The organism is Mesorhizobium sp. WSM4819, assembly GCF_055811215.1.
On sequence record NZ_JBVVQO010000009.1, the window covers coordinates 156,408 to 170,536 of the forward strand.

Below are 14,129 nucleotides of genomic sequence, written 5' to 3' on the forward strand. Positions count from 1 at the left end.
CAGTCGAAGGATTGAGGCGAGGGTGAAGCTTCCAATCTCCCCTCTTGTGGGGGAGATGGCCGGCAGGCCAGAAGGGGGTGGCCGGGAACTCGACCTCAGCCACATCCCATCTTTCAGCGCCCGCCGTTAAGTTGGGCAGCGCGGAATGCACACTGGCCATCGTAGAGATCCCCGCATCACCGCCGGCACCATCGCGCTTGCCGCTGTTGCGCTGCTGATCGGCGGCGCGTTCGCCGGGCTCATCGTCGAAGGCGCACGCGATCCGTCCGGCGCCGCGTCGGCCTTCGATTCCTACCTCTTCCGCGTCGCCCGATTCACGCTGTGGCAGGCATTGCTGTCGACGCTGCTCTCCGTCGTGCCGGCGCTGTTCGTGGCGCGGGCGCTGTCGCGGCATCCGCGCTTCTTCGGTCGCGGCCTGATCCTGCAGCTCTTCGCCGTGCCGCTCGCGCTGCCGGCCATCGTCGCAGCACTCGGGATTTTGGCACTCTATGGCCGTGCCGGCTATTTCGCCGGCGTGCTCAGCGCGATCGGCGGTCAGGGCTGGCCGGGCATATACGGCCTGTCCGGCATCCTCGTCGCCCATGTCTTCTTCAATCTGCCGCTGGCCACGCGGCTGTTCCTCGAAGCGCTTGCGACAGTGCCGGCCGACCAGTGGCGGCTGGCGAGCCAGCTCGGCATGGGCGCCAGGCCCGCCTTCCGGCTGATCGAATGGCCAACGCTGCGCGCGGCGCTGCCGGGCGTCGCCGGGCTTGTCTTCATGCTCTGCATCACATCCTTTACCATCGTACTCACGCTGGGCGGCGGGCCGCGTGCGACAACGCTGGAGGTCGCCATCTACCAGGCGCTGCGTTTCGATTTCGATCCTGCCCGCGCGGTGACGCTGACAGTGCTGCAGATCGCGCTGACCTTCGTCGTCGTGCTGGCATTGATGCGGCTCGGCGCCAATACCGTCGGCGACGCCAACCTGCCGGTGGCTTCGCGCCGCTATCTTTCGGCCGGCGCCGCCGAGACCGTGCTGAACGCAGCATTGATCATCCTCGCTTTGCTGTTCGTCGCCGGGCCGATGGCGGCCACGGTCACGTCAGGCCTTGGCGCCGATCTCGGCCGGCTGGCGGGCGAGAGCGCGGTGCGGCAAGCGGCGCTGACCAGCGCCGTGCTCGCCTTGCTGGCGGCGCTGCTTGCAGTGGCGCTGTCGCTGTCGCTGGTCATGGCACGCCGGGCGCTGGCCTTGAGGCGTCGCGTCGGCGCCAGGACGCCGCTCGAATACGCCACGGATACCGGCGCCGGCTTCGTCCTCGTCGTGCCGCCCGTCGTCATCGGCGCCGGCTGGTTCCTGCTCCTGCGGACCGTCAGCGACGTCTTTGCCATCGCCCCTGTCATGGTCGTCGCCGTCAATGCGGTGATGGCGATGCCGTTTGCCATCCGCGCCATTCGCCCCGGCTATGATGCGGCGAGCGAACGCCACGAACGGCTCTGTTTGCTGCTTGGCATTTCGGGCTGGAACCGTTTCCGGCTGGTCGACTGGCCGTCGCTGCGGCAGCCGCTCGCCACCGGTTTCGCGTTCGCGATGGCTTTGTCGCTCGGCGATCTCGGCGTCATTGCCCTGTTTGGCAGCGACTCCCTGCAGACGCTGCCTTATCTCCTGCTGGCCCGCATGGGCAGCTACCGCACGATGGACGCGGCCGGCCTGGCATTGCTGCTCGGCCTGGTCTGTCTCGCGCTTGTCCTGGCCGCGGACTGGCTGGGACGGGGAGAAAGATCATGACGCTCAACAGCGAAAACGGTACGGCTGTGCGGCTGGAAAAGGCCTCGTTCAGCTATGGCGAAGCGCCGTTTTTATTCCATGTCGAGTTCGCCGCCTCGAAGATCACCGCCATCATGGGGCCGAGCGGCTCGGGAAAATCGACACTGCTCAACCTGGTGGCCGGCTTCGAGACGCCGCAATCGGGCCGCGTGCTGATCGGCGGCGCCGATGTCGGCGCCAAACCGCCGTCGGCGCGGCCCGTGTCGATGGTGTTCCAGGAAAACAATCTCTTCGCCCATCTTTCGGTCGAACGAAATGTCGGCCTTGGCCGCTCGCCATCGCTCAGGCTGACCGAGGCCGACCACGCTGCAATCGCCGCGGCGCTCAAGCGCGTCGGCCTTGCCGGCAAGCAACAGCGCCTGCCGCGCGAACTCTCCGGCGGCGAGCGGCAGCGCGTCGCGCTCGCCCGCGTCCTGGTGCGCGACCGGCCGGTTCTCTTGCTCGACGAACCGTTCGCCTCGCTCGGACCGGCGTTGCGCGACGACATGCTCGATCTGGTAGCCGACGTCCATGCGGAGCGGCGCATGACGGTGCTGTTCGTCACCCATCAGCCGGAGGACGCCCACCGTATCGGCCAGGACATGGTGTTCCTGGACAATGGCACGGTTGCCGCAACCGGGACTGTCGCCGATTTTTTTACCAAGGCTGGACCGGAAGCCTTTCGGCGCTATATCGGTGCAGGTCCGTTTGGCGCAGGATCACGAGATGTTGCCCGGAAGCGGACATAATTTACGGCCAAACCGGCTTCAGGCGATGTGGCGTTTGCTTGCCATGGTCAAAGTAGTGTGGCTAGGTCCTCCGATACTGGTCCGGCATAGGTTGTGATTTGCCACTACGGTGCCATCCGCGCTCGTGGGCTCGAATGACGCTGTGGCAGTTGATTTTGCGCATGATCTGAAAATCGATGCCCGATTTTCGGGCCATGTGCCGAGAGCCGAAAGGAAGCTGTTCTGCCGACCGGCACAGACAGAGTGAGAAGGAAACCGCTGGCGCGCTTCCTGGCGCTGGCCGGCTTTGCCATGGCGTTGGCAAGCTGCCAGATGTTCACGCCTCCGGACGTTCAGGAATCCGGCTTCCAGCCTTCCAGCAAACCGGTCACCGTCGACAATGTTGCCGCCAACAGCAAGGTCGCCGAAATGGCCAAGGCGCAGCATCCGCGCATCCTCGCGACCTATGGCGGCGAATATTCCGATCCCAAGCTCGAGCGCATGGTCGCCAAGGTCGTCGGCAGCCTGACGGTGGTTTCGGCCAACCCGAGCCAGACCTACCGCATCACGATCCTCAATTCGCCCAACGTCAACGCTTTCGCATTGCCTGGCGGCTATCTCTACATCACGCGCGGCCTGTTGGCGCTGGCCAACGATTCGGCCGAGCTCGCCGCGGTCATCGCGCATGAGATGGGCCATGTCACTGCAAACCACGGCTTGCAGCGCCAGCAGCTCGAGGCCGAGGAAGGCTTTGCGACAAAAGTCGTCTCGGATGTGCTCGGCGACAGCCCGACCGCCAAGGCGGCACTGATCCGCGGCAAGCTGCGGCTTGCCCAGTTCTCGCGCAATCAGGAGCTGGAGGCCGACGGCATCGGCATCAAGTCGATCGGCGAGGCGGGCTTCGATCCGTTTGCCGCCGGCCGCTTCCTGCAGTCCATGTCGGCCTACACCGATTTCCGCTCGATCAGCGGCGCCACCGACGCCAGCCTCGACTTCCTGGCAACGCACCCGAACACGCCGCAACGCATCGATCTGGCGCAGCGCCATGCCCGCCAGTTCGGCGCGCCCGGCGTCGGCACGCGCGACCGGGACGCCTTCCTCGCCGGCATAGACGGGCTGCTCTACGGCGACACGCCGGAGGAAGGCTATGTGCGTGGCGAAACCTTCCTGCATCCGGGGCTCGGCGTGTCGTTCTCGGTGCGCGACGGCTTCATCATCGACAACTCGGCCGCGGCGGTGACGGCAACCGGGCCGGGCGACATAGCGATCCGCTTCGACGGCGTCTCGATCGACAGGAACCGATCGCTGACCGACTACCTCCGCAGCGGCTGGGTGGCCGGTCTCGACGAAAGCAGCGTGCGCCAGGAAATAATCAACGGCAACGAGGCGGCGACGGCGCATGCCAGCGCCGAGGGCTGGCAGTTCGGCATCGCGGTGATCCGCGCCGGCGGCCAGGTCTACCGGCTGCTGACGGCAGCCCCCTCCGCCAGCACCTCGCTGGACGCGGTGGCGCGCTCGGTCAGCGGCTCGTTCCGGATCTTGAGCGCGGCCGAAAAAGCAGCGCTGAAGCCGCTGCATATCCGCGTCGTCACGGTCCGGCCCGGACAGACCATGGGTTCGCTCGCGGCGCAGATGGTCGGCGTCGACCGCAAGCTCGACCTGTTCAGGGTGCTCAATGCAATGTCGCCCGGCGCAGCCGTTTCGGCCGGCGACAAGGTCAAGATCATCACCGACAGATAGGGTGTGTCGATATTCAGGTGATGCCGGCCCGCAAACGGCAATTTCCTGCGCTTCGACCTTCGCCGGCCGGAGCACTCATGAGCGGTCGCGGCAGTAAGGCTACGGCCGGCGTAGGCCGGTGCTCACGTACTTTATGTACGCTCCGCTCCGGTTCTCGGAAACCACCTGGTTTGGTCGCTTCGCGCCCGTCTTCGACTCCGACTCGTCCAACCCTGAATCGCAACACACCCTAGGCGGCGGTCGCCAGAAACTCGGGGTTTTGCTTCACCAGCGCTATCTTGAGCTTTTCCATGGCGCGTGCCTCGATCTGGCGGACGCGTTCCTTGGAGATGCCAAGCGCCTCGCCGAGGGCTTCGAGCGTCGCTCCCTCGTCGCTCAGCCGGCGTTCCTCGATGATCCTGAGCTCGCGGGCATTGAGCGCGCCGAGCGCGGTTTTCAGCCAGATAGAGCGGCGTTCGACATCGATCGTGTCGCCCACGACTTCGTCCGGCAAAGGATCGTCCGAAACCAGGAAATCCATTCGCTCGGTGGCGCCCGCATCGTCGGCGAGCGGCTGGTTGAGCGAACTATCCGGGGCCGAAAGGCGCGAGTCCATCATCGCCACGTCGGCCTCGGAGACGCCAAGCGCCACCGACACCTCGCGGTAGAGCGACGTGTTCGAGATCGGCTCGGCACCGTTCGCCAAGCGGGCGCGCAGGCGCCGCAAATTGAAGAACAGCGCCTTCTGCGCCGAACTGGTGCCGCCGCGCACGATCGACCAGTTGCGCAGGATATAGTCCTGCATCGAGGCACGGATCCACCACGTCGCATAGGTCGAAAACCGCACCTCGCGCTCCGGTTCGAAACGGGCCGCTGCCTCCAGCAGGCCGACATGGCCTTCCTGCACCAGGTCGCCGAGGGGCAGGCCATAGTGGCGGAACTTCGAGGCCATGGAAATAACCAGCCGCATATGCGCCATGGCGATTTGGTGCAGTGCCTGCTGGTCGTTGTCTTCCTTCCAGCGCAGCGCGAGAAGATGCTCCTCGTCGCGCTCGAGATAGGGGGCTTTCATCGCCGCGCGGACCATGGTTCGCCCTGCCGTATCTTCCATCATGCCACGCTCCCTGTTCCGGGCGTTGCGGTGCGATCGCTCGCCCCTGAGCTGGCATCGTGGTTGAATTGGCGACGCCGCGCCCTACAACAGCCAACAAACGTGCCACCCGCGCGAATGGTTCCGCCGCTGATGTTGCGTGGATTGCACTGTTCGAAAGCTCGATGCGGCGGTCGCTCCTCGGCCGGTTGGCGCGAGTTGATGTGGTTTTGAGAATTGGATTTCGAAAGTGTCTTATTTTTGAAATCTGGTTCCTTATTTCGCCAAGCTGCATCTGTCAGTTTCCGGCGCTCACAAATGCGCCGGACGCCGGGCCCGGACGCCGGCCAATGACGGGATCACAGAAAAATGAAATGGCTCAAATCGCTTATCGTCGCCGCAACACTGCAGGTACTGGCAGTCACATCAGGCCATGCCGGCGCCAATCTCGATCAGATCAAGCAGGCCGGTGTCTTCAAGGTCGGCACGGAAGGTACCTATGCCCCCTTCACCTATCATGATGCCTCGGGCGCACTGGTCGGCTTCGACGTCGAGATTGCCAAGGCGATCGCCGAGCGTCTCGGCGTCAAGGCCGAATTCCTCGAAGGCAAATGGGATGGGCTGATCGCCGGCCTCGACGCCGAGCGCTATGACGCTGTTATCAACCAGGTCGGCATCACCGAGGAGCGCAAGGCCAAGTATGATTTCTCCGATCCCTATATTGCTTCCAAGGCGGTGCTGATCGTGCGCGGCGACAATACCGACATCAAGAGCTTTGCCGACCTGAAGGGCAAGAAGGCGGCGCAGTCGCTGACCTCGAATTTCGGCAAGCTCGCCGAAGCGAACGGCGCCGAACTCGTCGGTACCGATGGTTTCGACCAATCGATCCAGCTGCTTCTTACCGGCCGCGCCGATGCCACCATCAACGACAGCCTGTCCTTCCTCGATTTCAAGAAGCACAAGCCCGACGCCAATGTGAAGATCGCCGCGCAGGAAGAAAACGCAGACTATTCCGGCGTGCTCGTGCGCAAGGGCGATCCGGAACTGGTCGCCGCCATCAATCGGGCGCTGGCCGACATCAAGGCCGACGGCACCTACCAGAAGATCGCCGACACTTACTTCGGCCAGGACGTTTCGAAGTAAGCGCATTTCCCGGAGCCGGCTGGTTGTCGGCCCGCATGGCAAAGTATCGCGGCGAGCCGTCTTTGACGGCCGCCGCTTTTGGCGTGATATGACGACCGTATGGTCGCGCCTCGATGCTGCCGGGCCGATTTTTTGGGCGGCAATCTCGCAAGGAGAGTTTTCGTGCCGCACTGGCTGCAATTGATGCTGGATTCGTTGCCCACGCTGCTATGGGCCGCGCTGATCTTCACCGTGCCGCTAACGCTGCTGTCGTTCGCATTCGGTCTCTTCGTAGGACTGGTCGCAGCGCTCGTCCGGCTGTTCGGCCCGAAGCCGCTGGTCGCCGTGGTCCGCTTCTATGTCTGGATCTTCCGTGGCACGCCGCTTCTGGTGCAGCTCTTCCTGATCTTCTACGGCCTGCCCTCGGTCGGCATCCTGCTCGACGCCTTTTCAGCCGCGTTGATCGGCTTCACACTCAATATCGGCGCCTATACGTCGGAGATCATCCGCGCCGTCATAGGCTCGGTGCCGAAGGGGCAGTGGGAGGCGGCCTATTCGATCGGCATGACCTGGGGCCAGGCGATGCGACGCACTATCCTTCCACAAGCGGGCCGCGTCGCGGTGCCGCCGCTGTCCAACACCTTCATCTCGCTGGTCAAGGATACATCACTGGCCGCCGCCATCACGGTGCCGGAGATGTTCCAGGCGGCGCAGCGCATCGTCGCCACCACCTACGAGCCGCTGATCCTCTATGTCGAGGCGGCGGCTCTCTATCTGGCGCTTAGCTCGGTGCTGTCGGCGTTGCAGACGCGCCTGGAAAAGCGGCTCAACCGCTATGGCGGCTTCCTCGAGGCGCGCTCATGATCGGCCTCACCGACATCGAGAAGCGTTTTGGTGACAATCTCGTGCTGAAGGGCGTGACCGTCACCATCGAGGAAGGCAGCGTCACCGCCCTTGTCGGCCCCTCGGGCGGTGGGAAAAGCACGCTTCTGCGCTGTATCAACCTGCTCGAGATCCCGACCTCGGGCACGGTGCGCATCGGCGACGACGCGCTTGAATTCCACCCCGGCGGCAAGGTTCACGGCAGGGCCATCCAGCGCCTGCGGCTGCAGACCGGCATGGTGTTCCAGAATTTCCAGCTGTTTCCGCACCGCACGGCGATCGAAAACGTCATGGAGGGGCTGGTGACGGTGTTGAAATGGCCGGCCGGGCGAGCGCGCGAGCGGGCGCTCGCCCTGCTCGAAAAGGTTGGAATGGCGCACAAGGCCGACGCCTGGCCGGCGACGTTGTCAGGTGGCCAGCAGCAACGCGTGGCGATCGCCCGGGCGCTGGCGCCATCGCCGAAAGTGCTGCTGTGCGACGAGCCGACTTCGGCGCTCGATCCGGAACTGGCGCAGGAGGTGGTCGACGTGCTCGGCCAGCTCGCCAGCGAGGGCACCACCATGGTGATGGCGACGCATGATTTGCGCCTCGCCTCCAAAATCGCGCAGGAGGTGGTGTTCCTCGACGCCGGCAGCGTCGTCGAGAAAGGCCCCGCCGCGGTTTTGTTCAGCAATCCGGAGCGCCAGCGAACCAAGCGGTTTATCGCGACGCTGAAGCAGGAGGCAGAGAAGGAAACCGGTGGCGAAATTTAAGGCATGTCGCCCAAATAGTGCATAGCGGTTTTGGGGTGACGATCACTAATGCAGGGCGCGCGGTGGTTTTGCGATCACGACATGCATAACAACAACAACCTAAAGCGCGTCGCATCCAGTCAAACGCGACGATCTTAGGAATAAAAAAACCCGGCGCGAGGCCGGGTTTTTTCAAATTCGAAGGCGAGAAGCGCTCAGGCTGCTTCTTCCTGCTCGGCTTCTTCGTTGTCGGCCTTGGCGCCGCGCTTCGGTCCCTTGTTGAGGTTCACCTCGATGAGGCGCACCGCTTCGGTTTCCGACATGCGGTTGACGGCCGCGATCTCGCGCGCCATGCGGTCGAGTGCCGCCTCATAAAGCTGGCGTTCGGAATAGGACTGCTCCGGCTGATTGTCGGCGCGGTAGAGGTCGCGCACAACTTCCGAGATCGAGATCAGGTCGCCGGAATTGATCTTCGCATCATATTCCTGGGCGCGGCGCGACCACATGGTGCGCTTGACGCGGGCGCGGCCCTGCACGACCTTCAGCGCGCGATCGACGTAATCCTCTTCCGACAGCTTGCGCATGCCGATGGAGGTCGCCTTGGCGACCGGAACTTTCAGACGCATCTTGTCCTTCTGGAAGTCGATGACGAACAGTTCCAGCTTGTGGCCCGCAACTTCCTGCTCGTCGATCGAGACGATCTGGCCGACGCCATGCGCCGGATAGACGATGTACTCGCCCGTCTTAAAACCGTGACGCGCTGCGCTGGACTTCTTCTGCGGGGTGATTGTTGCCATTACGCCATGAACTCCTTGGTGTGGTACCGGCATTCTGCCGGTCGAACTCGCGCGATCGGATACCGATCGTTAGCCGCACAACTACGAACCCACCGGAAAAGCCGAGGGCGGCAAATCGCATAGTCGCGACTGCCTGCCCCAGATCACTCTGGTCCGGATTGAAAAATTCACCTTTCAGTGATTTGGGGCGTTTGCGCCATAAATCGACGTTGTGTCACCGGCATGTTTGGTTCGTGTAGCACAAAAAGTCGGAAGAATCAAGGTTTTGCTGCACGCGCGAAGGTCAAGCGCGATCACCGCCTGTCAAGGCAGTTAACGTGCGGTGCCTGTCAGCACGCGTGATGCCGATCAAGCCGGCGTCGCCGTTACGGTGCCACGCGCCCGTTTTGGACGCGCAAGGATGCTGTGACACTTTGATCTGGCGCATAGTCCTTCCGGAAAATCGATTTCGATTTTCGCGGTCGAGCGCTAGTCGCCCTGGCCGGGCTCGGGGGAAAAATATTTTTCGAACTTGCCGGCCTCGCCATCGAAGGATTTGGCGTCGGCCGGAGGCTCCTTCTTGGCGGTGATATTGGGCCATTTATCGGCGTACTCGGTGTTGATCTGCAGCCATTTGTCGAGCCCTGGCTCGGTGTCCGGCTTGATCGCGTCGGCCGGGCATTCCGGTTCGCAGACGCCACAGTCGATGCACTCGTCGGGATGAATGACGAGCATGTTCTCGCCCTCATAGAAACAGTCGACCGGACAGACCTCGATGCAGTCCATGTATTTGCATTTTATGCAATTATCGGTCACGACATAGGTCATCGGTCGGCTCCGGGACATCCCCTTTTATCAGGGCGACGTGGCGTCCAATCGGACGCACAAGGTACGCTGTAACACTTTGAAACCGCGCATCGTGCGCTTGGAAAATCGATATCGATTTTCGGGCCGATGCGGTGGGCTTTCTTGGTGAGGTAACGTCTTTGCCCGCCGCTTGCAAGGGCGGCCATTGCGTGTGATGCCGGTGTTTCCGGAATGGATTTCCAGCCGGCGATGCGACGAAAGCCGTTATGCGTCAGTCGTCGTCGCCGAACAACCGGTCGGTCTCCCGGCGTTCCTTCTTGGTCGGGCGGCCGCTGCCGGCATCACGCAGTGCGGGGATCGCATCGGCAACGGCCTCGCCCTTTGGTGCCGGCGGCGGCGAGATATCCTCGTAGAGCAAGCGCGCTTCCTCGGCGGGACCGCGCCGGCTGCCGGTGCCGAGCACCTTCCAGACGAAGATGCGCCGCTCGAGAGTGATGGTCAGGACGTCGCCGAGGCGGACCAGATCGGAGGCCTGCGCTGCTTTGTCGCGATTGATGCGAACCCGTCCGGCCACCACCAGCTTCGCCGCCAGCGAGCGCGATTTCACCGCACGCGAAAAGAACAGCCATTTGTCGATGCGCTGGCGGGCATCAGTGACCATCGGAGCGAACGAACTTACTTCTTCAGCTGGTCGCGCAACGCGGCGAGCTTGGCGAAGGGGGAATCCGGGTCGAAGCGCACCGGACGCTCCTCACGAGGCTTCGGCTGGAACGCGGGCTTTCCACCAGGCGCGCCGCCCTTGCCGTCCGGCCTGCCGCCTTTCCAGTCGGGCCGGCTTTCGCGACGATCGGGGCGCTCGCCCTGCGCCTTGCCGTCGCGCCGTTCGCCTGGCTCGCCCTGGGGCTTGGGCTTGAACTTGCTGCGGTCGAAGCGCGGCTTGCCGGCGCCGTCGCCGTCGCGGCGTCCTTCATGGGCGGGTCGGCCGCCCGGGGCGCTGGCCTGCTGCCCGGCCTCTGCCGGCGCGTTGCTGCGGCCATCGCGCGCGGCTTGTCCGCTGCGCGGGCGATTGTCCCTGTCACGGGGCCGGTTGTCGTGGTGGCGGTGGCGTGGGCGCTGGTCGAAGCGGCCCTGCCGCCACAACAGGATGGGTTTTGGTTCTTCGGCCTCTTTCTCGGCCACTGGAGCAGCCTCGCCGGTGGCGGCTTCGACTGCCGCGGCAGGTTCGGCCGAGACTGCTGCCGTTGCGGGCGAGGCTTCGGAAGCCGGCTCGGCCTGTGCGACCTCAACCTCGGCGGTTTCGGGTGCTGCCTCTCGAACTGCGGCTTCAGCTGCAGGCAGATCCTCTACCGTGACCTCAGGCGGAGTTTGCAGCTGAGCTTCTGCGACAGGTTCCGCTTCGGTAGCGGGTTCCGCGAGAGCCTCCCCCGTGGCTTCTGCCACTGCATCCGGCTCAGGACTGTCGGCCGGCGTCTCGACGGCTGCGTCGGCAATCGCGGCTTCCGCTGCCTTGGCCTGCTCGGCTTGTGCCTCCGCCGCCTGCTTGGCCGCGGCGGCTTCACGCACGACATTGTCCTGTGCCTCGAGCCGTGCCTTCACCTCGACAGCCGGCTTCGGCTCGGCCCGGTAGCCGAGGCCTTTCAAGATCTCTTCCATATCGTCGGCCGTGGCGCCGAGAATCGACATCATCGGCGGCGTCATCATGAAGGACTGACCGTCATAGGCGCCGTCGGGGCGCTGGCCGAGGCCCGGCTTCCAGTTGGTTGCGGGCCGGATCAGATCGGCCAGCCGTTCGAGGATGTCGACGCGCACCGCGCGACGGCCGAGATTGCGGTAGCCGGCCAGCTTGTAAAAGGTCTTGTCGAAGGTGGGATCGATGACCACCGAGGTGCGGCCGGAGGCCAGCGCGTGAACCACGTCGCCAAAGCCAGGCTTGTCCTTGCCGTCGTTCTGCAGCGCCCACAACAGCGTCACCAGTCCGGCCGGGGCCGGCTTGATCAGCGCCGGCACGAAGACGTGGTAGGCGCCGAAGCGCACGCCGAGCCGGCGCAGGGCGGCGCGGCCCTCCTGGTCGAGCGACTTCATCTCCTCGGCGATGTCGCGGCGGTTGATGAGGCCGAAATTCTCGACGAGCTGGAAGGCGATGCCGCGGCCGATGCCGGTGATCTGCTCGGCGTTCTTGAGGTCGACCAGCGGCTTCAGCAGCGACTCGATCTGGAAATTGACGAAGCGCTCGGCGCGCGCCGCGACCTTGTCGCGGGCGGGACCGGTGAGCTGCTCGTCGGCCAGCAGCACCAGGCGCGGCTTCAGCGGCTCGTCGCCTGCGACCAGCGTGCCGATCGGCGCGCCGATCCAGCGCAGGGTGCCATCGGAGCCGAGCGCGATGTCGCCATTGGCCGAGGCGCCGAAGCGTTCGGCCCGCGCCTCGAATTCGGCTGCAAGCGCCTTCTGGGCTGCTGTGCGCACCGCCTTGGCGTCCTCGCCGCCGGCGCTTTGGTCCGCGGTGAAGCGGAACCCCTGCAACTCGCCGACATGATGGCCTTCGACGAGGACGGTTCCAGTTGGACTGATTTCGGCTTCAGGCATGGTATTTTCTCTAAGGCGCCGCATGAGGACGGAAGTCCTGCGGTCTACGAAGCGTTTCGTCAACCGCTCATGCAGCGCATCCGACAATCTGTCTTCGATTTCGCGCGTCTTTTCCTGCCAGTGTGCCTGATCGGCCAGCCAGCCGGGCCGGTTGGAAACGAAAGTCCAGGTGCGGATCTGGGCGATCCGGTGCGACAGCGTGTCGATGTCGCCCTCGGTGGTGTCGGCGCGGCGCACCTGCTCGGCCATGTAATTCTCATCGACATGGCCATGCCTGGCAAGGTCCATGTAGATCGAGGCGATCAGGTCGGCATGCTGAGCCGGGGCGATCTTCCTGTAATCGGGAAGGGCGCAGGCCTCCCACAACAGCGCCACGCGCCTGGCGTCGGTGGCAAGCGCCCGGATGTCCTCGTCGCGGGACAGATGCTCGAGCGCCTGCGCATCGACCGCCGGCAGCGCGCGCGTCAGGCCTTCAACCGGCGCGTTGGTCTCGATCGAGCGCTTCAGCGCGTCGAGGTTGGCGAAATCGAAACGCGCGGTGCGCCATTGCAGCACCTTCACCGGGTCGAAATCATGCGCTTCGATCTTCTTGACCAGTTCCTCGTCCAGTGGATCGACCTGGCCGGTGACGCCAAAAGTTCCGTCGCGCAAGTGGCGGCCGGCGCGACCGGCGATCTGGCCGAGCTCGGCCGCCGTCAGGTTGCGATACTGGTAGCCGTCGAACTTGCGGTTCTGGGCGAAGGCGACATGATCGAGATCGAGGTTGAGGCCCATGCCGATCGCATCGGTGGCAATCAGATAATCGACATCACCCGACTGGAACAGCTCCACCTGCGCGTTGCGAGTGCGCGGCGATAGCGCGCCGAGCACGACTGCCGCACCGCCCTGCTGGCGGCGGATCAGTTCGGCGATGGCATAGACCTCGTCGGCGGAGAAGGCGACGATCGCCGTACGTCGCGGCAGGCGGGTGAGCTTCTTCGAGCCGGCATAGGCGAGATGCGACAGCCGCGGCCGCGTCACCACCGACACCCCCTTCAGCAGACGCTGGAGGATGCCGTGCATGGTCGCTGCGCCGAGCAGCAGCGTCTCCTGGCGGCCGCGCAGATGCAGGATGCGGTCGGTGAAGATGTGGCCGCGCTCGAGGTCGCCGGCCAGTTGGACCTCGTCGACGGCAACGAAGGCGGCGTCGGTCTCGCGCGGCATGGCTTCCACGGTGCAGACCGAATATCTGGCGCCGTCGGGCTGGATTTTCTCCTCGCCGGTGATGAGGGCCACCTTGTGAGCGCCGACTTTTTCGCAGACGCGCGAGTAGACCTCGCGGGCGAGCAGCCTGAGCGGCAGGCCGATAATGCCGCTTTCATGCGCCACCATCCGCTCGATGGCGAGATGGGTCTTGCCGGTGTTGGTCGGCCCGAGCACAGCGGTCACGTCGCGGCCTGACAGGATCAGTGGCTCAGTGTGTTTCGGCTGGATGTTCATCGACCTGGAAATTAAGGCTCTCTGCCTCTCGTTGTCGGGAGCGCGCCCCGTGGTGGCGCGGGTGACAGCCGACACATAGGGATTTCGGGCGCGAAGCGAAAGCAGAATATTCCGATGGCAGCTCGAAGCCTTCCGTCGGCGTCGACAATCCGTTTCGCCGTTTCGATTTAACAGTTGGAACGAGTCTGGAACGAATCGGCTACGAATCGCTGACTCGCGCAGATTCAGGGTTTGTTCACGGCTACATCTGGATTTTTCGCCGGCGAGTCTCACCACATGCTGAATCGCCGAACTGGCCCGTTTCATGCAGGGCTGACGTCGCCGTTAACCTTTGCCGCTGAACGATCGACGCAGGTCGGCCGGCGTCATCCAACGTTCTGAAATTATTAATTCTTTCCTAACGCGCCTTAACCATTTGGGATGTTTTCA

11 protein-coding genes are annotated in these 14,129 nt (G+C 64.2%); 6 read left to right on the top strand and 5 right to left on the bottom strand.

Translation table 11 applies throughout. The annotated features are described in order from the left end of the window. Window positions 1-145 precede the first annotated feature (145 nt). The 3 genes from thiP (at window position 146) to AC0L18_RS11295 (ending at window position 4,251) form a co-directional block, all read left to right on the top strand. On the top strand, window positions 146-1,765 hold the full coding sequence (gene thiP / locus AC0L18_RS11285) for a thiamine/thiamine pyrophosphate ABC transporter permease (RefSeq protein ID WP_473492234.1): 1,620 nt from the start codon (window positions 146-148) through the stop codon (window positions 1,763-1,765). Then, entirely contained in the window at window positions 1,762-2,532 is a 771-nt protein-coding gene (thiQ, locus tag AC0L18_RS11290; protein WP_473492235.1) for a thiamine ABC transporter ATP-binding protein, read from the top strand. The genes thiP and thiQ overlap by 4 nt, the downstream gene beginning before the upstream one ends. 291 nt (window positions 2,533-2,823) lie before the next feature. Beyond that, window positions 2,824-4,251: a M48 family metalloprotease gene (locus AC0L18_RS11295; protein WP_473492252.1), complete on the top strand. Its 1,428-nt coding sequence runs from the start codon at window positions 2,824-2,826 to the stop codon at window positions 4,249-4,251. A 229-nt stretch (window positions 4,252-4,480) separates the two neighbouring features. On the opposite strand, the gene AC0L18_RS11300 is transcribed toward AC0L18_RS11295, so the two are convergent. Then, the gene (locus AC0L18_RS11300) at window positions 4,481-5,344 is read right to left on the bottom strand and encodes an RNA polymerase factor sigma-32 (protein ID WP_091593367.1); all 864 of its coding nucleotides are present in this window, start codon (window positions 5,342-5,344) and stop codon (window positions 4,481-4,483) included. 345 nt (window positions 5,345-5,689) lie between these two features. On the opposite strand from AC0L18_RS11300, the gene AC0L18_RS11305 reads away from it, so the two are divergent. The 3 genes from AC0L18_RS11305 to AC0L18_RS11315 all read left to right on the top strand — a co-directional run bounded on the left by AC0L18_RS11305 (window position 5,690) and on the right by AC0L18_RS11315 (window position 8,076). Then, window positions 5,690-6,463 carry an amino acid ABC transporter substrate-binding protein gene (locus AC0L18_RS11305; protein WP_473492236.1) on the top strand — a complete coding sequence of 258 codons (774 nt, stop codon included), beginning with the start codon at window positions 5,690-5,692 and terminating at the stop codon, window positions 6,461-6,463. A gap of 162 nt (window positions 6,464-6,625) precedes the next feature. Next, window positions 6,626-7,306, top strand: coding sequence for an amino acid ABC transporter permease (locus AC0L18_RS11310; protein WP_023803896.1), 681 nt, complete (start codon window positions 6,626-6,628; stop codon window positions 7,304-7,306). Continuing rightward, the gene (locus AC0L18_RS11315; RefSeq protein ID WP_091593365.1) at window positions 7,303-8,076 is read left to right on the top strand and encodes an amino acid ABC transporter ATP-binding protein; all 774 of its coding nucleotides are present in this window, start codon (window positions 7,303-7,305) and stop codon (window positions 8,074-8,076) included. The genes AC0L18_RS11310 and AC0L18_RS11315 overlap by 4 nt, the downstream gene beginning before the upstream one ends. Before the next feature lie 194 nt (window positions 8,077-8,270). Here the strand turns inward: AC0L18_RS11315 and AC0L18_RS11320 are convergent, their stop codons facing one another. The 4 genes from AC0L18_RS11320 to AC0L18_RS11335 form a co-directional block, all read right to left on the bottom strand. Further along, a complete protein-coding gene (locus tag AC0L18_RS11320; RefSeq protein WP_027152934.1) occupies window positions 8,271-8,852 on the bottom strand; it encodes a CarD family transcriptional regulator in 582 nt (193 codons plus the stop codon). 468 nt (window positions 8,853-9,320) lie between these two features. After that, window positions 9,321-9,659, bottom strand: coding sequence for a ferredoxin FdxA (gene fdxA / locus AC0L18_RS11325; protein WP_023803892.1), 339 nt, complete (start codon window positions 9,657-9,659; stop codon window positions 9,321-9,323). 250 nt (window positions 9,660-9,909) lie between these two features. After that, entirely contained in the window at window positions 9,910-10,299 is a 390-nt protein-coding gene (locus tag AC0L18_RS11330; RefSeq protein ID WP_473492238.1) for an RNA-binding S4 domain-containing protein, read from the bottom strand. Between the two features lie 14 nt (window positions 10,300-10,313). Continuing rightward, window positions 10,314-13,700 carry a helicase-related protein gene (locus AC0L18_RS11335; protein WP_473492253.1) on the bottom strand — a complete coding sequence of 1,129 codons (3,387 nt, stop codon included), beginning with the start codon at window positions 13,698-13,700 and terminating at the stop codon, window positions 10,314-10,316. Between the last annotated feature and the right edge of the window lie 429 nt (window positions 13,701-14,129).